This window comes from Paraburkholderia sp. BL23I1N1 (genome assembly GCF_003610295.1).
Taxonomy (GTDB): Bacteria; Pseudomonadota; Gammaproteobacteria; order Burkholderiales; family Burkholderiaceae; genus Paraburkholderia.
In genome coordinates this window covers 897,536-917,910 of record NZ_RAPV01000001.1, presented here as the reverse complement: position 1 = coordinate 917,910, position 20,375 = coordinate 897,536, and the positions used below count along the sequence as shown (strand labels likewise).

Below are 20,375 nucleotides of genomic sequence, written 5' to 3'. Positions count from 1 at the left end.
ATTTCAGACGCCCCGCATGGGACCGCGGTAAGCGCTATAGCGCCAACTGCGATCGACACAAAAAAGCGGCAATTGAATGCCGCCTTTTTGCCGAGCCGGGAAAATGTCAAGCGAGCCGATCGCCACGCGAAACGCCAAGGGGCGCAACGCAGTGAAACGATTAGTCGTTCTTCGTCTTGACGACTTTCTTGCCGCGATAGTAGCCGTTCGGGCTAACGTGGTGACGCAGATGCACTTCGCCCGTGCTCGGCTCCACGGCCAGCGGCGCTGCCGTCAGGAAATCGTGCGAACGGTGCATGCCGCGCTTCGACGGCGACTTCTTATTTTGTTGAACTGCCATGACTAACTCCTAAAAATTTTCCGAATTCTAACACAGCCCGACCCGGTGTCCGCCATTGGCCGAATGGCCAATGCGCCCGCTTCGCGCTCCCATGCAACTGTTCAGTGCTTCTTGTCGCCCGGCTCACCGCGCTTGAGACTTTCGAGCGCCGCAAACGGATTGGGCCGCTCGGGCTCAGCGCCCTCATCAGCTTCGTCCGGCGCAGCCTCGTCGCCCTCGCCTTCTGTTCCGGCAACACCAGAGACGAGGCTCTCGTGCACTTCGGGACACACCTCGTGCTTGGGCACGAGCGGCAAGGAAAGCAGCAACTCTTCTTCGATCAAGTCGATGAGATCGAACTGGCGCGAGCCCACGATCACTTCGACTTCATCCTCGTCGAGCGGAAACTCTTCGGCTTCCGCCTCAGTGTTGACGATCCGGTAAGTTGCATCGACATTGAACGCCTGTAGATAAGGCGTCATGCACCGCTGACATTCGAGCCATGCCGCACCGTGAATCGCCAGCCTCAAATAAGGCTGCGGACCCTCGGTGCCGTCGTCCTGCAATTCCGGCTGCGTCGCCCCTTCGGCTTGCCAGGTGAACGCGGCATCGCGGTCTGGCGCTTCTGCCGGGACTTCGTTTAACATGCGCGGCAGTTGCGAGACGCGCACGACACCCGCGGCCTGACGCCCACTCCGCGCAAATTCGAACAGATCGATATCGTGCGGGTCGGACAGGCCAGCAGGGTTGCCAGGATGTTGAGTCATGTGCGCTCCTGCGTCGGCAAGGATTTCGCCGGGGGTAAATCAGTTTGCAATGCGGTTTGCAAAGTAGCCCGCGGAACTCGTGCGCAGCCTGTGTTGACCCCACGAGCCGCCCATGCGATGCCCCGCTTGTGCAATAGCATACCGATGAAAAGCCCGAAATCATATCTGTTTTGTCTTTTCGAGTCAAACACTTAAGCCCGTACACGCGCGATAGCCGCGCAATCCCGTACGACCCGCCTCTCTAGCCGTTGTTTGCCCATGCCAGATTCCCTCAATCGCCCGCCACGCCTGATCCTGGCGTCGAGTTCACCCTATCGTCGCGAGCTGCTCGAGCGCCTGCGCATTCCGTTCGATGTCGACGTGCCGGCGATCGACGAAACCCCGCTTGCCGGTGAAACGCCTGAAGCGACCGCCCTGCGCCTCGCCGAGGCAAAAGCCCGCGCGGTGGCTGGTGGACTCGGCGCTGCCGAAGCCGCACTCGTGATCGGCTCGGATCAGGTCGCCACCTACGACGGCCTGCAGATCGGCAAGCCCGGCACGCATGACAAGGCGCTCGCCCAGTTGCAGGCCATGCGCGGCCGCGAAGTGCTGTTTCATAGCGCACTCTGCCTGTTCGACAGCCGTTCGGGCGCCGCGCAAGCCGTCGACGTCATCACCCGCGTGCAATTCCGCGACCTGCCGGATGCCGCGCTCGACGCTTATCTGCGCGCCGAAACACCATACGACGTCGCCGGCAGCGCCAAATCCGAAGGTCTCGGCATCGCGCTGCTCGAAGCCATTCATTCCGACGACCCGACCGCTTTGGTCGGGCTACCGTTGATCGCACTGTCGCGCATGCTGCTCGCAGTGGGTTATCCACTCCTGGGGGCGTCATGAGCGGCACCTTATATCTGATCCCGAACACGCTCGGCGAAGGCGATGCCGACGCCCTCGACGCCGTCCTGCCCGCGCCAGTGCGCGCCCGCGCGGCGTCGCTGCACTATTACATTGGCGAAAACGCGAAAACCACTCGCGCCTTCCTGAAGAAGGTCGGCACCGAAAGGCCGATTCAGGACATCGAGATTCGCGAGCTGAACGTGAATACGCCGGCCGGCGAGATCGATAAACTGCTCGCGCCTTTGCTGGCGGGCACGGACGCCGGCCTGGTGTCAGAAGCCGGTTGCCCGGCGGTCGCCGATCCGGGCGCCCTGCTGGTGCGTCGCGCGCATGAGCGCGGCGTCAAGGTCGTGCCGTTTGTCGGACCGAGTTCGATTCTGCTCGCCTTGATGGCCTCTGGCCTGAATGGCCAGAGTTTTGCGTTCCACGGCTATCTGCCGGTCGACGCCACCGAACGGGCCAAGCGCCTGCGCGACCTGGAGCAACAGTCGCGCAAAGGCAAGCAAACGCAGATCTTTATCGAGACACCCTATCGGAATCGAGCGCTGCTCGACACGTTGCTGACGACCTGCGCGCCCTCCACGCTGGTCTGCGTCGCCGTCGACCTGACGCTGGAGACGGAAACGATCGCCAGCCGGACCGTGGCGGACTGGAAGAAGAAACCGGCCATCGATCTGCACAAGCGGCCGGCCATTTTTCTGATCCTCGCCGTCTGACGGCTGCCGCGTCTCAAGCCAGGCTGATTCGCCTGCCAATCGCCTTCTAGCGGAAAAAAACAAAAAGCCCCTCGCGATCTACATTCGATCGCACGGGGCTTTTTTCATGTTTCGCACTCAATCAGCGCAGGCTCATCTTCCCGCCAAGCGCCATGGCATGAACGGCACCGCTGCCAACCGCCGCGCCGAATTTGCGCGCCACGCGGTCCGTAATGCTCTCCTTGACCGTGTAGTCGACGATATCCGGCGCCTTGAAGAGGTCGCGCGCGACGTAATCCGCGTCGCCGAAACCGTCTGCAAGACCCAGTTCGACGCTCTTCTGACCTGTCCAGAAGAGCCCCGAGAACATGTCCGGCGTTTCGTGCAGGCGTTTGCCGCGACCCTCACGCACGGCGTCAATGAACTGCGCATGAATCTGATCGAGCATGCCCTGCGCATGTTCGTCCATCTTCGGCGTTTCCGGCGAGAACGGGTCGAAAAAGCCCTTGTTCTCACCCGAGGTGTGCAGACGGCGCTGGATTCCAAGCTTATCCATCAACCCGGTAAAGCCGAAGCTATCCATCAGCACGCCGATCGAACCGACGATGCTCGCCTTGTCCACGTAAATCTTGTCGGCCGCCGCAGCCGCGTAATAGCCACCCGACGCGCACATGTCGCCGACCACGACATACAACGGAATCGACGGATACTTGGCGCGCAACCGACGAATCTCGTTGTAGATAATACCCGCCTGCACCGGGCTGCCGCCCGGGCTGTTACAGCGCAGGATCACGCCTGCCGTACCTGCATCGTCGAATGCACTTTCCAGTGCAGTGCTGACATCTTCCGCGTTCGCATTCGTATCAGCGGAGATTTCGCCGTCAAGCGTCACCATTGCCGTATGCCGGCCAGTGGTCGACACCTTGTCGCCGGAGAAATCGAACGCACCCCATACCGCCACCAGCAAGACGATCAGGAACACAAACCGGAAGAAGATCTTCCAGCGGCGTGCCGCTCGCTGCTCGGCGATTGCCGCAAGCGCGATGCGCTCGAGCGCGGCGCGCTCCCAGCCCGGCTCATCGACAGGCGTGCGGGGGCGGCCTGTCAGGGACGGTTCCTTCGGTTCAGGAGTCAAATTGTCGGACATGCGGTGCAGTGGAAAGATCGAAGAGGAAAAAAATCAGGGCGTGGCCGGGCGTAGTTCGCCGTCCGGCAGCCAGAACACGGCACGGCCTTCAGGCGTATCCCGCTCGTCAACCTGGACAGGGCGCAAGCGGCCGCCGCGACACGGGCCGCCAACGCATCTGCCCGTATCAGGCGCGTAAATCGCGCCATGTGTAGCGCACATCAAGTATAAACCGGACGACTCGAAGAACTGCCCTTCGGCCCAGTCGAGCTCCATCGGGACGTGGGCGCAGCGGTTCAGATAGCCGTAAGCACGGCCATCGTAGCGGACAAAAAATACCACGGCCTCGCCGCCACCGAACGTGGCGGCGCGCCGCACGCCCGCGCCGCCGTCGACCAGTTCTTCGGACGCGCAAATGCGGACGGCCTGGGCCACCGCTTCGGTCGTCCCCGTACTCATGCGTTCTCTCGCAACCAGCCGGACAGCGCGCTCACGCTGGAGGCGACGAATTTCGGCGACAGAGCGGTCAGCGAACCGGCAGGATGCGCGCCGTATGTGACACCAATGCCCGCGACGCCCGCGTTGATCGCCATCTGCAGATCGTGCGTCGTATCCCCCACCATCACCGTGCGCACGGGATCCTGCCCCAGTTCACGCGTCAGCTCGTGCAACATGGCCGGGTGTGGCTTCGAGAAAGTTTCGTCCGCGCAGCGGGTGCCATCGAACAGGCTAGTCAGACGCGATTGATCGAGCGCGCGGTTCAGCCCGACGCGGCTCTTGCCGGTCGCCACCGCCAGCAGATAACCCTGATCGCGCAAATCCTGCAGCATTTCACGGACGCCGACGAACAGCTCGGTGGTCTGGTCCTTCACCAAATAGTGAAAACGGTAGCGCTCCGCCAGACGCGGGTAATCGGCCGGATCGAGCGTGGGCGCGGCGATTTGCAGCGCGTCGCGCAAGCCGAGCCCGATCACGTAGCTGGCGGCCTCGTCGGCGGGAACCGGCAGACCGAGATCGCGGCATGCCGACTGGATGCTGCGCGTAATGTGCGCGGTCGAATCCATCAGCGTCCCGTCCCAGTCGAAGACGATCAGATCAAATTGCTCTCTAGCCATGCGGTGACGTCTCCGGGTTTGACCCATTTCGTAATTCACGTAATTCATTGAGCTGCGCCACAAAACTGCGGCATTCGGCCGGCAGCGGCGCCTCGAACTGCACGGGCGCACCGGTTGCCGGGTGCGTCAGCTTAAGACGGTAGGCGTGCAGGAACATGCGCTTCAGGCCGGGTTTTGCGTTGGTGCGGGCCAGCGCCTTGTTCAGCGCGAAGTCGCCGTATTTGGCGTCGCCGACGATCGGCAGCTCCAGATGCTGCAAATGGACGCGAATCTGATGCGTGCGGCCGGTCTTCAGCTCCGCCTCGAGCAGCGCGTACTCCGGCCATCGGTCGATCAGATTGAAAACTGTGTGCGACGCAAGGCCATCGGCCTGGACGCGCACGCGCCGTTCGCCGTCCGCGGTCAAATACTTGTGCAGCGGCTCCTTGACCGCGCGGCGGCGGCCCCAGTCGCTCGCCCACTCGCCGTGGACGCACGCATAGTAGCGCTTATCCATCTTGTTCTCGCGAATCTGCTCGTGCAGGTTGACCAGCGCGGAGCGTTTCTTGGCAAGCATCAGAATGCCGGACGTTTCGCGGTCCAGCCGATGCACCAATTCGAGGAATTTCGCCTGCGGCCGCGCCTCGCGCATCTGCTCGATCACGCCGAACGCGACACCGCTGCCGCCGTGGACCGCCACGCCGGCTGGTTTATCGATCACGAGCATGTGCTCGTCTTCAAAAATAATTTTGAAATCGGCGCTTGGCACCGGCGTCTGGGCGATCGTCTCGTTCGGCTGAGCGACGCGAATGGGTGGCACGCGCACCAGATCGCCCAGTTCGAGGCGGTACTGCGCGTCTATCCGACCCTTATTCACCCGCACTTCCCCGCTGCGCAGGATGCGGTAAATATGGCTCTTTGGCACGCCTTTACAGACGCGCAACAGGAAGTTATCGATGCGCTGTCCGGCCGCGCTGTCGTCGATCTCGATCATCGAGACCTGGTCGCTTGCGACCGATTTCTGGGATATTTTGCCTAACTCTTTCATTATGAATATAATTTGCCCAGCAGTCTGCGGCGGCCGGCGCAGTGTCCGGAATTCGGGCGGATTGCGCGGGCGCAAGCGATAAACCGTTATTTTACTTGCGCCGGGGTCTGGTTGCTCACCCTGAAAATGAGATGCAACATGTTGCACGCACGAGGTCAGTACCCGGCAGGGACGGTGCCCACAGGCGCGTTCGGTCAAGGTCGGCTTCGACGGTAACGGAATTTTGGTAAAAAAGAATTTAACTTTCAGCTTCGGGTTCGGGCGGTCTGACGCCCTGCCGTACGAAGCTGCCGGTTGCGAAAATACGGCGTGCGCCCGAGGCGTCTTGTAGAAAGTACAAGACATGGCGACGTCAAAATGAGGCGAGACACCCCCAGCGAGAAAAGACGCGCCGACTGCGCGAACTTCCCGCTGCGGCATGACCGCAGCCTTCGACCCTCCGGTCACGCGTCCAGTTGGCGCACCGGCGCGAGTGGAAAAAGGCTTATGAAGGTCTGCTGGCAGAACCCGCGGCGTGTCGGGTCGTTATTTGAAGCCGTGTTCGCATGTGCCCTGCGGCACCGTGCCCATTTTTCAATGGGGCCGGGCCCTCTCAGGCAATTCTCCCGCCATTTTTCCCGCTCCAGCGTGCTTGTGAAAACACAATAAGGCGCGGCATGCCGCTGTCCGCCTGGCTCTCGCGACTGACAACCGCGCAGCCAGGGACCACGCTAAGCCGCTCTGGAGCCGTTCAATGAAACGCATGTTGTTCAATGCGACGCAGCAGGAAGAACTGCGCGTCGCCATCGTCGATGGGCAAAAACTCATCGATATCGACATCGAAACCGCCGGGCGCGAACAGCGCAAAGGCAATATTTACAAGGGCATCATCACCCGCATCGAGCCTTCGCTCGAAGCCTGCTTCGTCAATTACGGCGAAGACCGCCACGGCTTTTTGCCGTTCAAGGAAGTCGCCCGTCAGTATTTCCGTGACGGCGTCGACATGCGCTCCGCGCGCATCCAGGACGCCCTGAAAGAAGGTCAGGAACTGATCGTTCAGGTCGAAAAGGAAGAGCGCGGCAACAAGGGCGCAGCCCTCACCACCTTCATCTCGCTCGCCGGCCGGTATCTGGTACTGATGCCGAACAACCCGCGCGGCGGCGGTGTGTCGCGCCGGATCGAAGGCGACGACCGTCAGGAACTGCGCGAAACCATGGCGCAGCTGCAATTGCCGGAAGGCATGAGCATCATCGCGCGCACGGCCGGTATTGGCCGCAGCGCCGAAGAGCTGCAGTGGGACCTGAACTACCTGATGCAGTTATGGCGCGCCATCGAAGCCGCGTCGCAAAGCGGTTCGAGCGGCCAGCCGATGCTGATTTATCTCGAATCGAGCCTGGTGATCCGCGCGATTCGCGACTATTTCCAGCCGGATATCGGCGAAATCCTGATCGACACCACTGAAATCCATGACCAGGCCCGCGCCTTCATGGATATCGTGATGCCGGACAATGTCAGCAAGGTGAAGCGGTATCACGACGATGTGCCGCTGTTCTCGCGCTTCCAGATCGAACACCAGATTGAAACCGCGTACTCGCGTACGGTGCCGTTGCCTTCGGGCGGCGCCATCGTGATCGACCACACGGAAGCGCTGGTTGCGATCGACGTGAACTCGGCGCGCGCCACCAAGGGCGCCGACATCGAGGAAACGGCTGCACGCACCAACCTCGAAGCCGCCGACGAAGTGGCCCGCCAGTTGCGCCTGCGCGACCTGGGCGGCCTGATCGTGATCGACTTCATCGACATGGAATCGGCCAAGAGCCAGCGCGAAGTCGAGCAACGCCTGAAAGACGCCCTGAAGCACGACCGTGCGCGCGTCCAGATGGGCAAGATCTCGCGCTTCGGCCTGATGGAACTGTCGCGTCAACGTCTGCGCCCGGCTTTGTCGGAAGGCAGCCACGTGACCTGCCCGCGTTGTAACGGCACGGGCCACATCCGCGATACCGAATCGTCCGCGCTGCAAGTGCTGCGGATCATTCAGGAAGAAGCCATGAAGGAAAACACCGCAGCGATCCATTGCCAGGTGCCGGTCGAAGTGACCGCCTTCCTGTTGAACGAAAAGCGCGCGGAAATCAACAAGATCGAATCGCGTTTCAAGGTCAACGTCGTTCTGATCCCGAACAAGCACCTCGACACGCCGCATTACAAGCTCGAGCGCCTGCGTCACGACGATGCACGTCTCGACGAGCCGCGCGCATCGTGGAAGATGGCCGAAGAAGCAGCCCGCGAACTGGAATCGGAAACCGGTTACAGCAAGCGCGCTGAGGAAGTGAAGCCGAAGCAGGAAGCGGCGGTCAAGGGCATCACGCCTGAGAAGCCGGCGCCGAGCGCGCCGGTCCGTCCGGCGGCAACCCCGGCTCCGGTGGCCGTTACGCCGGCCGGCGGTGGCTTTATCGGTTGGTTGAAGAATCTGTTCGGCATGCAGCCGGCCGCGCCGACGCCTGTCGCACCGGCTACGACCGAAAAGCAGGCGCGTCCGCAACGCGGCGAACGCACGGAGCGCGGTGAGCGCACCGGCGAACGCGGCGGCGATCGCAACCGCAATCGCCGTGGCGGCGCAGGCGGCCGCGATGCAGCGGGCCGTGGCGAAGGCACGACCGGTAGCCGTCAGGCTCAAGGCCAGCAGCCGTCGCAGCGTCGCGAGGAACGTGAACCGCGTGAAGGCCGCGAGGGTCGTGAACCGCGTGAAGCCCGTGAATCGCGCGAGCCGCGTGGTACCCGTGAACCGCGTGAGGCCCGTGAAGGCCGCGAGCCGCGTGAAGGTCGCGAGGGTCGCGAAAACCGTGATCGCGGCAACGATCGTGTGGAAACCGTTGAAGGCGCACCGCGCGCCGAACGTGGCGAGCGCCAGGAACGCGGCGAACGCCGTGAGCGTGGTGAGCGCGCTGAACGTGGCGAACGCCGTAAGCAGCAGCCCGAAGCGGCAGAAGCACTGACGCAGAACGAGGCGCAATCGACGGAAGAACTGGCGCAAAACCAGGCCGCCTTGAGCGAAAACGGTGCACCGGTCGATCAGGAAGCAGTGGCGCGTGAAGGTGAAGAACGCCGTCGCCGCCGTCGCGGCCGTCGTGGTGGCCGTCGTGAGCGTGAAGAAGACGTGAACGGCAACCTGGCTGCAGACGTCGCAGAAGCTGAAGGCGACAACGTCAATGTGACCGCCGAAGCGCCGGTGCGCACCGCGCATCAGCCTGTCGAACACAAGGCCGACGTCGACGAGGCGAACGTTGTTAAGCCGGTGGAAGTGGTTGTCGCCGCTGTCGCGACGCAAACCACGGTCGTCAGCGAACTGCATGCTGTAACCGAAACGCCGGCTCTGGCCGTCGAGCAGGCTGCAAAGACGGAAACGGCTGCACCGGTCGCAGAAGCGCCGGTGGTGCCGGTTGCACCTGTTGTTGCGCCGGTTGCAGTCGAGCAAGCAGTGGAAGCGCCGGTGGTTCAAGCCGCTGCTCCCGCGCCGGTCGAAACCGCACACGCAGCGCCGGTCGCCAGCGAAACGGTTTCGTTCGCCGAACCGGTTGCTCATGTCGCAGCCCCGGTTGAAGCTCGGGTTGAAGCCCCTGCCGAAGCCCGGATCGAAACGCCGGCAGTGGCTCCGGTCGTCGAAGCGCAAGCCGCACCGGCTCCGGTAGAAACCGCGGCCCACGCGGCAGTGGTTGAAGCACCGGCCGTCCAACCGGCGCCGCAAGCCGCAATCGCCGAGCCGCAACCGGTTGTCGCAACAGTTGCTCCGGCAGTTGAAGCGGTCGCTCCGGCAGCGATTGCTCCGGCAGCAGTCGAAACGGCACCCGTCGCAATTGCGCCGCAGGCACCGCGTAGCGCCGCTGTGTCGGCGGAATCCCTGAAGCCGGTGCTGGAACAAGCCGGTCTCGTCTGGGTGAACACCGACTCCGACAAGCTGCGTGCCGCGCAGGAAGCTGCTGCGCAAGCGGCCAAGCCGGTTCGCGTGGGTCGCGAGCGTAAGGCGTTGCCGCCGGTCGAAACCGCACCGATGCAAATGGTGGAAACCGGTAAGCATCCGCAGTAAGCGAACCGCTGCCCTGCAAAAAGCCCGCCCTCACCGGCGGGCTTTTTGTTTTATGGGCGCGACGCGCCCACCCGGTAGCGCGCTGTATGCCACTCCCCGTATACCCGGACAGCATCGGCAGGCCGTCAGCCGCCGGATGCATTTCCGCTAGAATGAATATCCGGGTTCCAATCGTGACACCGGTCTCAGTCCCGATCACAGCACCTGAGCAGCCCAAAACGAAGCATCAAGCGAAGCAATTCATGTCCCGACGCATCATCCCTGTTGCCGATCTCAGCGCGGTGCCGGTCATTTCCGGCCCCGTGCAGGCGCCTAGCGGCGTGCTGCACGATACGCTGTTGCGCCCGCTGCGCGATCTGCGCATCTCGGTGACGGATCGCTGCAATTTCCGCTGCGTCTACTGCATGCCGCGCGCGGTGTTCGACAAGGATTACGCGTTCTTGCCGCATAGCGCGCTGCTCAGCTTCGAAGAAATCGAACGGCTCGCGCGGCTCTTCGTCGCACACGGCGTTGAGAAAATCCGTCTTACGGGTGGCGAACCGCTCCTGCGCAAAAATCTGGAATTCCTGATCGAACGGCTTGCGCAGCTCACCACGCCGGAAGGCCGCCCACTCGATCTGACGCTGACCACCAATGGCTCGTTGCTGGAGCGCAAGGCGCGCAGCCTGAAAGACGCCGGCCTGACCCGCGTGACTGTGAGTCTCGACGCGCTCGACGACACCCTGTTCCGCCGCATGAACGACGCCGACTTCGCAGTCGCCGACGTGCTGGACGGAATCGCCGCGGCCCAAGCGGTGGGGCTCGCGCCGGTGAAGGTCAATATGGTGGTCAAGCGCGGCACGAATGACAGCGAAATCGTGCCGATGGCGCGTCACTTCAAAGGCTCAGGCGCGGTGCTGCGCTTTATCGAGTACATGGATGTGGGCACGTCGAACGGCTGGAACATGACCGAAGTGCTGCCTTCCGCCGACGTCGTGACGCGCATCGCCGAGCTTTTCCCGCTCGTGCCGCTCGAAGCGCATAGCGCAGCCGAGACCGCCCAGCGCTGGGGTTACGTGCACGGCAGCGGCGAGATCGGCGTGATTTCGAGCGTGACGCGGGCGTTCTGCGGTAGTTGTACGCGCGCGCGCCTGTCGACGGAGGGCAAGCTGTACCTGTGCCTGTTCGCGTCGTCCGGTCACGATCTGCGCGCCTTGCTGCGCAGCGGCGCGAGCGACGCCGATATCGCCACCGCCGTCGCCGAAATCTGGCAAGACCGCGGCGACCGCTATTCGCAATTACGCGGCAGCAACGCAGCCGCGCCGCGCGAGCAGGACGGCCGCCGCGTGGAAATGTCGTACATCGGCGGCTAGAACGGCCGAGCCCATGAACCCGGCACGCGAACACATCACCGGTCTGGTCCTCGCGGGCGGACGCGGCATGCGCATGGGCGGTGTTGACAAGGGACTGCAAACGCTGCACGGCGAGCCGCTTGCCTCCCACGTGCTGAAGCGGCTTGCGCTGCAAACCGGCGCCCTGCTGATCAGCGCCAATCGTCACCCTGACGTCTACGGCGCACTCGGCGCGCCGTTCGGCGCCAAGGTGCTTGCCGATACCCTGCCCGGTTTTCCCGGACCGCTGGCGGGTCTGCTCGCCGGGCTGCGTGCAGCCGGTACTGCTTACGTGCTAAGCGCGCCCTGCGATACGCCCGGACTGCCGGCCGATCTCGCCCTGGGCCTCGCGCAGGCACTCGACTCGAATCAGGCCGATATCGCCACCGTCACGACCACCGACGCCGAAGGCCACGTGTCGCTCCATCCCGTGTTCGCGTTGCTGCACACGAGTCTCGCAGACGACCTGGCGGCCTTTCTGGAAGCCGGGGAGCGCAAGGTCCGCGCGTGGTACGCGCGCCACAAGACGGTCGAAGTCGCCTTTGCCGACGAGCGCGCGTTTTACAATATCAATTCGTTACAAGAACTCGCCGACCTCGAGCGTTGCTGAGGCCCCGGTTGAAATCACGCTCCGGCCGCACAGCAACAGCCGCACCCGCCTCCGGTCGCGACGCCCAGCCCTTCATGACCACGCTTAACGAATTTTCCCGCTGCGTCGCGCAGTACGATCCTCACGCGCTACCTGTTTCGGCTGCCCAGGCGATCGTCCGTCAATGGGCAACGCCGATCGCGGCGGTCGAACGCGTGCCCTTGCGCGATGCGCTCGACCGAGTGCTGGCGGCCGACATCGTCTCGCCAATCGACGTCCCTTCGCACGACAACTCGGCCATGGACGGCTACGCGTTCAGTCGCGCGGCCCTGGCATCCAATGCGTCCACGGTCGATTTGACAATCGTCGGCAAAGCACTGGCCGGTCATCCGTTCGCGGGCCGCGTCAACGAGACGCAATGCGTACGTGTCATGACGGGCGCCTGCATGCCGGCCGGCTGCGACACCGTCGTGCCGCAGGAGCTGGTTGAGCGCAGCGCCGATTCCACCTCGATCCGTTTTGCGGCCAACGCCGTGCGGGCCGGCGCCAACCGGCGCCTCGCCGGCGAAGACCTCGCCCGTGGCCATGCCGCGCTACGCGCCGGCCGGATCATGCGCGCGTCGGACCTCGGTTTGCTGGCATCGCTCGGCATGGGCGAAGTCAACGTGCGGCGGCGCTTGCGCGTCGCATTTTTCTCCACCGGTGACGAATTGCGCTTGCTCGGCGAACCGCTCGACCCGGGTTCGGTGTATGACAGCAATCGCTACACGCTGTTTGCGATGCTCCGGCGCCTGAACATGGATACGCTCGATCTCGGCGTCGTACGCGACGAACCCGCCGCGCTCGAAGCCGCGTTGCGCAGCGCCGCGGCCAGCGCCGACGTGGTGCTGACCTCGGGCGGCGTCTCGGTCGGCGAGGCGGATTTCACCAAGCAATTGCTACAGACATTCGGCGACGTCGCGTTCTGGAGTCTTGCCATGCGCCCAGGCCGGCCGCTCGCTTTTGGCCGCGTCTGGTCAGGGGACCATCCGGGTCTCGGGCTGCCCGCGTTATTCTTTGGCTTGCCGGGCAATCCAGTGGCCGTGATGGTCACGTTCTACCAGATCGTGCGCGAAGCGCTGCTGCTGATGGCCGGCGCAACGCCGCAGGCACTGCCGGTGCTGCGCGCCGCCAGCCGCCAGGTCATCCGCAAGCGCGCCGGGCGCACCGAGTACCAGCGCGGCGTCGCCGGGCAGGACGCGCACGGCCAATGGCAGGTCACGCCAACCAGCTCGCAAAGTTCGGGCGTGCTGAGTTCGATGAGCGAAGCAAATTGTTTCATCGTTCTCGGGCACGATGAAGCCGATATTGCCGAGGGCGAGCACGTCGATATCATGCTGTTCGACGGTCTTATCTGACGCCTGACAGAACGCTTTCGCTGCCGCTTTTCCGCAGCCTGATTTGCGGCTTCATTTGCGGCCTCACTCATTACCACTACGACACACGGGTTTGACTTACATGAAAAAACAGATCTCGTTCATTGCACCGGGACAAACGGCCAAAGCGCTTATCCTCGTGTACCTGACATTCTCGGTGCCGATCGTGCTGCTCGGCGTGCTGGTGGCGTTCATCCGTTACGGCTCGGTCGAATTGAGCACGGTGTTCAGCGCGCTACTGCTGAATGCGATTCTCGGCTTCGTTCTGCTGTGGATTGCCTGCCACGCGTACAACTGGGTGGCGTCGCGCTTTGGCGGCATCGAAATCCAGCTCACCGACGCGCCGGAAGAAACGTAATGACCGCGACGATTCGCGCCGCGACGCCTGCGGATACGGGTGCGATCTTCGCGCTGACGTACGAGCTGGCTGAATTCGAAAGCCTCACGCACGTATTTGTCGCGACCGAAGACGGTTTGCGTGACGCACTGTTCGGCGCGCGGCCCTCGATCGAAGCGCTGGTGGCGGAAAACGAAGAACGCATCGTCGGCTATGCGCTGTTCTTCCACAATTACTCGAGCTTCGCCGGCAAACGCGGGCTGTATCTCGAAGATATCTACGTGCAACCAGGTCAGCGCGGCAGCGGTCTAGGTGCCGCCATGCTCGCCCGGCTGGCGGCGCTGGCCGTCGAGCGGCAGTGCGGGCGCTTTGAATGGACCGTGCTTGACTGGAACAAGCAGGCCATTAGTTTCTACGAGAAGCTGGGCGCGACGGTGATGCCGGATTGGCGTGTCGTGCGCCTGACGGGCGACGCGCTGGAACGACTGGCCGCAGGCGCCGCTGCCTGATCCGGACAACCCCGTCCGTCTCTAGTGTCCTCTACTGCTCATCGGGATCCACGCCCGATAGCGCATCGCCGAGCAAGCCGCTCGCTTCTTCGCCCGGCAAGGCCTCCACGTCACGCAGCTTGCGATTCATGACTCGAGTGCGTGTTTCCGCGGCTTCGATCGAGCGCGTCACGGTTTCAAGCTGCGCCTTGGTTTTTGCCAGCACGTCGCCGAACTTGCCGAACTCTGTTTTCACCGCGCCGAGCACTTGCCATACCTCGCTCGACCGCCTCTCGATCGCGAGCGTGCGAAAACCCATCTGTAAACTATTGAGCAACGCGGTGAGCGTGGTCGGGCCGGCAATCGTCACACGGTAGTCGCGTTGCAGCAGATCCGTCAGGCCGGGCCGACGCAGGACTTCCGCGTACAGGCCTTCGGTTGGCAGGAACAGCAGCGCGAAATCCGTGGTGTGCGGCGGCGACACATACTTTTCCGCGATCGTGCGCGCCTCAGCGCGTATCCGCGCTTCGAGCGCGCGCGACGCTTCTTCCACGGCGACAGAATCGGCACGTTCCTGTGCCTCGATCAGCCGCTCGTAGTCTTCGCGCGGGAACTTGGCGTCGATCGGCAGCCAGACCGGCGTAGCCGATTCACCCGTCTCGGCACGGCCCGGCAGTTTGATCGCGAATTCGACGCGGTCGGCGCTCTTCGGCACCGTCGCGACGTTCTTCGCGTATTGGTCCGCCGTAAGCAGTTGTTCCAGTAGCGCTTCGAGCTGCACTTCGCCCCAGGTGCCGCGCGTTTTGACGTTGGTCAGCACCTTCTTCAGATCGCCGACGCCCGCAGCCAGCGTCTGCATTTCTCCGAGACCGCGATGCACTTGCTCCAGCCGGTCCGACACCAGCTTGAACGATTCGCCCAGGCGTTGTTCAAGCGTGGCGTGCAATTTTTCGTCGACAGTGCGGCGCATTTCTTCGAGCTTGGTCGAGTTGTTCGCCTCGATATCTTTCAACCGCTGCTCGATGGTCGCGCGCACTTCGGCAAACCGACGATCGTTCGCCTCGGTGAGCTGCCCCAGTTGCAAGGTCAGTGTTTCGCCGAACTGCTTGAGCGTGCGCCCTTGCTCGTCGCGCGCCTGCTGCGCCTGTTGCTGCAGGCTGTGACGGACCGCGTCGAGTTGCTGCGCGAAACCGTCGATCTTGCCGCCCTGCACCGTCGTCATACTGCTGAATTGCGATGCCAGCGTTTGCTGGAAGTGCGCGAAGCCACTGCTCTGCTCGGTACGCGAAACGCGCGCCGTTTCGGTGATGTCGTTGCGTAGCTGCCGCTCGAGCCGCTCATAGGCGTGCGACTGCGCATCTGCCGCCGCGTCGATACGTTCGCTGAGAATCTCGAACTGCTCGTCTCCGTCAGCGCGGCTATTGCCGCGCATCAGCAATGACAACGCGATGACCAAGGCGACCGCCAGCACTGCAACGGCCGCCACCAGAATCATTGTCATGAACGCGCCTTGCCGATGACGTCGGGGTTGATCGGATTCGGCGGCCGGCCGGCGCGCGGCCCTTCGCCCAGCGCCGCGATCAGATTGTCTGCGGCGAGGTTCGCCATGGCCCGGCGCGTTGCTTCAGTCGCGCTGGCGATGTGCGGCGTCAGGACGACATTCGGCACCGTCAGCAGATCCGGATTCAGATTCGGTTCGCCTTCGTAAACATCCAGCCCCGCCGCGGCGATCTGTTTCGTGCGTAGCGCCTTGACCAGCGCCGCGTCGTCGACGATGCCCCCGCGTGCGATGTTGGTGAGCGTTGCGGTTGGCTTCATCTGCGCGAGTTCGGCGGTGCCGATCGTGTGATGGTTTTCCTTCGTGTACGGCAGGACGAGCACCACGTGATCGGCGCGTTTCAGCAGGTCCTGCTTGGACGCATATTCCGCGTTCAACTCCGCTTCGATCTCCGGTGCGACGCGCGAACGGTTGTGGTAGATCACCTGCATGTTGAAGCCCTTCGCGCGACGCGCCAGCGCCTGCCCGATCCGGCCCATGCCGATCACGCCGAGTGTCGAGCCGTAGATGTCCGTGCCGAGGAAACCGTCATAGGTCCATTTCTGCCATTTCCCCGCGCGCAGCCAATGCTCCGATTCGGCCATACGGCGTGCCGCGGCCATCATCAGCGCCCAGCCGAAATCCGCGGTCGATTCGTTCAGCACGTCTGGCGTATTGGTACCGAGTACGTTCGCCGCGTTGAACGCGGCCATGTCGAAGTTGTTATAGCCCACCGCCATGTTCGACACCACGCGCAGACGCGGCGCCGCGGCGAGTACCGCTGCACCGACCGGATCTCCCGCGGTCAGTGCGCCGTCCTTATCCACGAGACGGCGCGTCAGTTCGTCTACGGGCAGCACGTCGCCCTGGTGCCAGTCGACGTCGAAATACTGTTTGAGCCGTTCGATCACATCGGGAAAGATCGGGCGGGCGACGAGGATCTTCTTCATTGCAATTCTCCGAATAGCGCGTCGAGTTCTATGGCCTCGGCGTCAGAAACAGGCGTGAAACCCGGCGTCAAAAAAACAGCCAGCCGGCGACGATAAACACCGGCATCAACACGACAACCGACCAGCCGAGATACGAAAAAAAGCTCGGCATGCGGACGCCGCGCGACTCCGCGATCGCTTTCACCATGAAGTTCGGGGCATTGCCGATATACGTGTTGGCGCCCATGAAGACCGCGCCGGCGGAGATCGCCGCAAGCGTGGAAGCGCCAGTGGTCATCAGCGTCTGCGCGTCGCCGCCGGCCAGGTTGAAGAACACTAGGTACGTCGGCGCATTGTCGAGAAATGACGATAGCAGGCCGGTTGCCCAGAAATACATCAAGTCGTGCGGCTGGCCAGCAGGGTTGACCAGGTGGACGATGCCGGCGAACGCGCCCGACTCGCCGGCACGCAGGATCGTGATGACCGGCGCGATCGTCACGAAGATGCCGGCAAACAGTTTCGCGACCTCTTCGATCGGTGCCCAGTTGAAGTCATTGCCCGCGCGTGCCGCGCGCGGCGTCAACACCAGCGAGAGCAAGGTGACGCCGAGCAGCGCGACATCGCGCACGGCATTTTGCAACGCGACGTGCGTACCGAAGACATCGAACTCGACGCCCGGCTTCCAGAGTCCGCTCATCAATACCAGTGCAATCACGGCCGCGAGAAGCACGAAGTTGATCTTGCCGTCGACACCCAGCGGAGACGAATCCGGCGTCGGATCGAGAAAGCGCGAACGCTCTTCTTCACGCCGATGAAAATAGAACGAATCCAAGGCATAGAACGCGACGAGCAGCACCACGCAGACGAACAGCATCGGCAGCGCCAGATGCGTGGTGGTCCAGAAGAAACTGACACCCTGCAGGAAGCCGAGAAAAAGCGGCGGGTCGCCAAGCGGCGACAACGAGCCGCCCGCGTTTGCTACCAGAAAGATGAAGAACACCACCACATGAACGACGTGCTTGCGGTTGTCGTTAGCGCGCAGCAACGGGCGGATCAGCAGCATCGCCGCACCGGTCGTACCCATGATGCTGGCCAACAGGGTGCCGAGCGCGAGAATGCCGGTATTGAGCCGCGGCGTGCCATGCAGATTGCCGCGCACACAGATGCCGCCTGCGACCGTATAAAGCGCCGCCAGCAATACGATGAACGGAATGTATTCTTCGAGCACCGCATGGACCAGCGTACCGAATGCAACGCCCGTCCCGAACGTCAGCGCAAACGGCACCAGAAACAGCAACGCCCACGCTACCGCGATCTTGCCGAAATGGTGATGCCAGAATGCCGGCGCGACCAACGGAAACACCGCGATCGACAACAGCACACCTGCAAAGGGCAAGCCCCACAGCGCCGACAAGGTCGCGCCGTCAAGCGTGGCCGCCGATGCAAGTTGAGGCCATCCGGCCAGCGTCAGAGCAGCGGCGAGCATCATGCTCGCCCACACGGCATGTCGTTTCATATTCTTGAAGTCCTTGTTTGCACGAGTAACGACGCGCGACGGGAGACCCAGCCGCTCGCCGCGCTCAGGCGCCACGTACGACGATCACATGCACCCGGTACGGTCCATGTGCGCCAAGCACGATAGTCTGTTCGATATCCCCAGTGCGCGACGGCCCGGAGATGAAATTGACCGCACGCGGAAGTTCGCCGCGTTCACTACGGATCAGGCCGAACGCCTCTTCATGTCCGGAGACAATGCGCGAAGCCGGCACGATCGCAATGTGCGTTTCCGGCAGCAAGCCGGCCGATGCATAGGTTTGCGGCCCGGATAGCAGAACGAGCGTGCCGGTCTCCGCGGTCGCGCAGAAGCAACCGGTGAGCCCGACCACGTCGCCGTCTTCAGGCTTGCGAAATTCGACGTTGAGGCCGGCTTCGGCCCAATGCAGATCTTGCAGCGCTTGCCATGCAATCGCCTGCAGCGGCAAAGCGTGTTCAGTGAGGTAGCGATACGCGGCGGCAGGCACCTCGCTCAGCGTTTCGACCGTATCGACCGTGGTGGCCATTTTTTGCGCTTCTTCAATGAAGCGCGTGGTCAGATCGGCCGGCATTTCCGGGCGCGGGCCCGGCGGATGGCGCGCCAGATAATCCTCGGCCGCCTCGCGTTCGGAAGCGGACGGCTCGGGTTCGCGCCCCTGCGCCGCGCGGATGCGCGCCAGGATATTACGGAGGGCAATCGATGTATCCATATGCGAAATCCTCGTGTCGACAGCCGTGCGATATGGCGAGGATTATACCGGCCGCCCTGCGCGCGACCACCCTGGCCGAACGGCCAGGTGCCGCGTATCGGGCACACGGCCTGCGCGATATTCCGGCAATATCCGAGCAGGCGCCGCGTTACTTCGCAGCGTCCTCCTCGGGCTGCGCAATGCCGAACACCTGGCGCAGATACGCGAGATAGGCCTTGTCTTCGCACATGTTCTTGCCCGGCGAATCCGACAGCTTCGCCACTGGCTGACCGTTGCAGCGAACCATCTTGATGACGATCTGCAACGGGTTGTAGCCCAGGTCGTTTGTCAGATTGGTTCCTACACCGAATGCCAGCTTGCAGCGGCCACGGAAACGCTCGTACAGTTGCAGCACCTTCGGAATGTCGAGCGCGTCGGAGAACACGAGGATCTTGGTGCGCGGGTCGCACCGGTTCGCCTCGTAGTGCTTGAGCAGGCGTTCGCCCCAGTCGAACGGATCGCCGGAATCGTGGCGCGCGCCGTCGAACAGCTTGCAGAAGTACATGTCGAAGTCGCGCAGGAACGCCTCCATGCCGTACACGTCCGACAGCGCGATACCCAGGTCGCCGCGATACTCCTTGGCCCACATTTCGAAGCCGTAGATTTGCGAATCGCGCAGCCGCGGACCGAGCGCCTGACACGCCTGCAGGTATTCATGCGCCATAGTGCCGAGCGGCGTGAGGCTGTGCTTCATCGCGTAGAAGACGTTGCTGGTGCCGGCGAATTGTTCGCCCAAGCCATCTTTCAGCGTGAGGATCACTTCTTCGTGCCATTGCTTCGAGAAGCGGCGGCGCGTGCCATAGTCGGCGATCTTGCAGTCGGCGAATTCCGGGCGCGCGCCCAGCAGCTTGATCTTCTCGACGAGACGGCCGCGCCCTTCGCTGTAATCGGGCTTTTGCTGGGTGTTGCGGAAGTACACCTCGTTGACGATCGCGAGCATCGGGATCTCAAACAGGATCGTGTGCAGCCACGGCCCCTTGATCTCGATGTCGATTTCGCCATTGCCCTTCGGCGACGGTTCGATCGAAATGTATTTCTCGTTCAGATGAAACAGCGCGAGGAACTCGATGAAGTCGCCCTTGATGAAGCGCATGCGCCGCAGATAATCGAGCTCGTCGTCGGTGAAGCGCAGATCGCAGAGCTTGCGCACTTCATCGCGAATCTCGCCGATGTACGGCACGAGGTCGACATTCGGCGTGCGGCAGCGAAACCGGTACTCGACATTCGCCGCGGGAAAGTGATGCAACACCACTTGCATCATCGTGAACTTGTACAGATCGGTGTCGAGCAGCGAAGTAATAATCATGATGGTGCGAACTGGACTGCAAGAAAAACGGAAAGCCTGGCTCGACCAACCGCGTCAACCCATGCGCGGTCGGCGCGCCCCGTGCGCGCCGACCTGACGCATGTTACCCGAATGCGCCCGGATTCAGCGCGCCGGCG

Annotated in this window: 19 protein-coding genes; 8 read left to right on the top strand and 11 right to left on the bottom strand. The window is 63.0% G+C overall.

The features are described from left to right. Positions 1-160: 160 nt before the first annotated feature. Both rpmF and B0G76_RS04400 read right to left on the bottom strand, forming a co-directional pair. Positions 161-340, bottom strand: a complete 180-nt coding sequence (gene rpmF, locus B0G76_RS04405) for a 50S ribosomal protein L32 (RefSeq protein WP_006051932.1) — start codon at positions 338-340, stop codon at positions 161-163. Positions 341-441: 101 nt separating this feature from the next. Beyond that, entirely contained in the window at positions 442-1,086 is a 645-nt protein-coding gene (locus tag B0G76_RS04400; RefSeq protein WP_120290397.1) for a DUF177 domain-containing protein, read from the bottom strand. Between the two features lie 258 nt (positions 1,087-1,344). Here B0G76_RS04400 and B0G76_RS04395 point away from each other — a divergent pair, with 258 nt between their 5' ends. Both B0G76_RS04395 and B0G76_RS04390 read left to right on the top strand, forming a co-directional pair. Beyond that, positions 1,345-1,962, top strand: a complete 618-nt coding sequence (locus tag B0G76_RS04395) for a Maf-like protein (RefSeq protein ID WP_120290395.1) — start codon at positions 1,345-1,347, stop codon at positions 1,960-1,962. Next, positions 1,959-2,678 (top strand): SAM-dependent methyltransferase, encoded by a 720-nt coding sequence (locus B0G76_RS04390; protein WP_120290394.1) that lies wholly within the window; start codon positions 1,959-1,961, stop codon positions 2,676-2,678. Before B0G76_RS04395 ends, B0G76_RS04390 begins: the two co-directional genes overlap by 4 nt. Positions 2,679-2,799: 121 nt before the next feature. Here B0G76_RS04390 and B0G76_RS04385 read toward each other — a convergent pair whose 3' ends face one another. From B0G76_RS04385 to B0G76_RS04370, 4 genes are read right to left on the bottom strand one after another with little or no spacing between them, the layout of a single operon-like run. Beyond that, positions 2,800-3,804: a S49 family peptidase gene (locus B0G76_RS04385; protein ID WP_120290393.1), complete on the bottom strand. Its 1,005-nt coding sequence runs from the start codon at positions 3,802-3,804 to the stop codon at positions 2,800-2,802. Positions 3,805-3,837: 33 nt separating this feature from the next. Next, complete coding sequence (locus tag B0G76_RS04380; RefSeq protein WP_120290392.1) at positions 3,838-4,242, bottom strand: Rieske 2Fe-2S domain-containing protein; 405 nt, start codon at positions 4,240-4,242, stop codon at positions 3,838-3,840. Continuing rightward, positions 4,239-4,898: an HAD-IA family hydrolase gene (locus tag B0G76_RS04375; RefSeq protein ID WP_120290391.1), complete on the bottom strand. Its 660-nt coding sequence runs from the start codon at positions 4,896-4,898 to the stop codon at positions 4,239-4,241. Before B0G76_RS04375 ends, B0G76_RS04380 begins: the two co-directional genes overlap by 4 nt. Further along, the gene (locus tag B0G76_RS04370; RefSeq protein ID WP_120290389.1) at positions 4,891-5,925 is read right to left on the bottom strand and encodes an RluA family pseudouridine synthase; all 1,035 of its coding nucleotides are present in this window, start codon (positions 5,923-5,925) and stop codon (positions 4,891-4,893) included. Before B0G76_RS04370 ends, B0G76_RS04375 begins: the two co-directional genes overlap by 8 nt. A gap of 733 nt (positions 5,926-6,658) precedes the next feature. Between B0G76_RS04370 and B0G76_RS04365 the strand changes: the two genes are divergently transcribed. The 6 genes from B0G76_RS04365 to B0G76_RS04340 all read left to right on the top strand — a co-directional run bounded on the left by B0G76_RS04365 (position 6,659) and on the right by B0G76_RS04340 (position 14,205). Next, positions 6,659-9,985 (top strand): Rne/Rng family ribonuclease, encoded by a 3,327-nt coding sequence (locus B0G76_RS04365; protein ID WP_120290387.1) that lies wholly within the window; start codon positions 6,659-6,661, stop codon positions 9,983-9,985. Positions 9,986-10,227: 242 nt separating this feature from the next. Then, positions 10,228-11,337, top strand: a complete 1,110-nt coding sequence (moaA, locus tag B0G76_RS04360; protein WP_120296198.1) for a GTP 3',8-cyclase MoaA — start codon at positions 10,228-10,230, stop codon at positions 11,335-11,337. A gap of 13 nt (positions 11,338-11,350) precedes the next feature. Further along, the gene (gene mobA / locus B0G76_RS04355; RefSeq protein WP_120290385.1) at positions 11,351-11,965 is read left to right on the top strand and encodes a molybdenum cofactor guanylyltransferase MobA; all 615 of its coding nucleotides are present in this window, start codon (positions 11,351-11,353) and stop codon (positions 11,963-11,965) included. Between the two features lie 74 nt (positions 11,966-12,039). Next, a complete protein-coding gene (glp, locus tag B0G76_RS04350) occupies positions 12,040-13,341 on the top strand; it encodes a gephyrin-like molybdotransferase Glp (RefSeq protein ID WP_120290383.1) in 1,302 nt (433 codons plus the stop codon). Between the two features lie 100 nt (positions 13,342-13,441). Continuing rightward, positions 13,442-13,717, top strand: coding sequence for a hypothetical protein (locus tag B0G76_RS04345; protein WP_120290382.1), 276 nt, complete (start codon positions 13,442-13,444; stop codon positions 13,715-13,717). Continuing rightward, positions 13,717-14,205 carry a GNAT family N-acetyltransferase gene (locus B0G76_RS04340; RefSeq protein WP_120290380.1) on the top strand — a complete coding sequence of 163 codons (489 nt, stop codon included), beginning with the start codon at positions 13,717-13,719 and terminating at the stop codon, positions 14,203-14,205. Before B0G76_RS04345 ends, B0G76_RS04340 begins: the two co-directional genes overlap by 1 nt. Before the next feature lie 31 nt (positions 14,206-14,236). Here the strand turns inward: B0G76_RS04340 and B0G76_RS04335 are convergent, their stop codons facing one another. The 5 genes from B0G76_RS04335 to pncB all read right to left on the bottom strand — a co-directional run bounded on the left by B0G76_RS04335 (position 14,237) and on the right by pncB (position 20,238). Then, a complete protein-coding gene (locus B0G76_RS04335) occupies positions 14,237-15,685 on the bottom strand; it encodes a DNA recombination protein RmuC (protein WP_120290378.1) in 1,449 nt (482 codons plus the stop codon). Then, positions 15,682-16,671: a D-glycerate dehydrogenase gene (locus B0G76_RS04330; protein ID WP_120290376.1), complete on the bottom strand. Its 990-nt coding sequence runs from the start codon at positions 16,669-16,671 to the stop codon at positions 15,682-15,684. Before B0G76_RS04330 ends, B0G76_RS04335 begins: the two co-directional genes overlap by 4 nt. A 67-nt stretch (positions 16,672-16,738) precedes the next feature. Beyond that, positions 16,739-18,166 carry a sodium:proton antiporter gene (locus tag B0G76_RS04325; protein ID WP_120296197.1) on the bottom strand — a complete coding sequence of 476 codons (1,428 nt, stop codon included), beginning with the start codon at positions 18,164-18,166 and terminating at the stop codon, positions 16,739-16,741. 64 nt (positions 18,167-18,230) lie between these two features. Next, a complete protein-coding gene (locus B0G76_RS04320) occupies positions 18,231-18,893 on the bottom strand; it encodes a lactate utilization protein C (protein ID WP_120290374.1) in 663 nt (220 codons plus the stop codon). A gap of 148 nt (positions 18,894-19,041) precedes the next feature. Continuing rightward, entirely contained in the window at positions 19,042-20,238 is a 1,197-nt protein-coding gene (gene pncB / locus B0G76_RS04315; RefSeq protein WP_120290372.1) for a nicotinate phosphoribosyltransferase, read from the bottom strand. Positions 20,239-20,375 lie beyond the last annotated feature (137 nt).

Coding starts and splice junctions, on each gene's coding strand:
- rpmF (WP_006051932.1), bottom strand. CDS start 340: ATGGCAGTTCAACAAAATAAGAAGTCGCCGTCGAAGCGCGGCATGCAC.
- B0G76_RS04400 (WP_120290397.1), bottom strand. CDS start 1,086: ATGACTCAACATCCTGGCAACCCTGCTGGCCTGTCCGACCCGCACGAT.
- B0G76_RS04395 (WP_120290395.1), top strand. CDS start 1,345: ATGCCAGATTCCCTCAATCGCCCGCCACGCCTGATCCTGGCGTCGAGT.
- B0G76_RS04390 (WP_120290394.1), top strand. CDS start 1,959: ATGAGCGGCACCTTATATCTGATCCCGAACACGCTCGGCGAAGGCGAT.
- B0G76_RS04385 (WP_120290393.1), bottom strand. CDS start 3,804: ATGTCCGACAATTTGACTCCTGAACCGAAGGAACCGTCCCTGACAGGC.
- B0G76_RS04380 (WP_120290392.1), bottom strand. CDS start 4,242: ATGAGTACGGGGACGACCGAAGCGGTGGCCCAGGCCGTCCGCATTTGC.
- B0G76_RS04375 (WP_120290391.1), bottom strand. CDS start 4,898: ATGGCTAGAGAGCAATTTGATCTGATCGTCTTCGACTGGGACGGGACG.
- B0G76_RS04370 (WP_120290389.1), bottom strand. CDS start 5,925: ATGAAAGAGTTAGGCAAAATATCCCAGAAATCGGTCGCAAGCGACCAG.
- B0G76_RS04365 (WP_120290387.1), top strand. CDS start 6,659: ATGAAACGCATGTTGTTCAATGCGACGCAGCAGGAAGAACTGCGCGTC.
- moaA (WP_120296198.1), top strand. CDS start 10,228: ATGTCCCGACGCATCATCCCTGTTGCCGATCTCAGCGCGGTGCCGGTC.
- mobA (WP_120290385.1), top strand. CDS start 11,351: ATGAACCCGGCACGCGAACACATCACCGGTCTGGTCCTCGCGGGCGGA.
- glp (WP_120290383.1), top strand. CDS start 12,040: ATGACCACGCTTAACGAATTTTCCCGCTGCGTCGCGCAGTACGATCCT.
- B0G76_RS04345 (WP_120290382.1), top strand. CDS start 13,442: ATGAAAAAACAGATCTCGTTCATTGCACCGGGACAAACGGCCAAAGCG.
- B0G76_RS04340 (WP_120290380.1), top strand. CDS start 13,717: ATGACCGCGACGATTCGCGCCGCGACGCCTGCGGATACGGGTGCGATC.
- B0G76_RS04335 (WP_120290378.1), bottom strand. CDS start 15,685: ATGACAATGATTCTGGTGGCGGCCGTTGCAGTGCTGGCGGTCGCCTTG.
- B0G76_RS04330 (WP_120290376.1), bottom strand. CDS start 16,671: ATGAAGAAGATCCTCGTCGCCCGCCCGATCTTTCCCGATGTGATCGAA.
- B0G76_RS04325 (WP_120296197.1), bottom strand. CDS start 18,166: ATGAAACGACATGCCGTGTGGGCGAGCATGATGCTCGCCGCTGCTCTG.
- B0G76_RS04320 (WP_120290374.1), bottom strand. CDS start 18,893: ATGGATACATCGATTGCCCTCCGTAATATCCTGGCGCGCATCCGCGCG.
- pncB (WP_120290372.1), bottom strand. CDS start 20,238: ATGATTATTACTTCGCTGCTCGACACCGATCTGTACAAGTTCACGATG.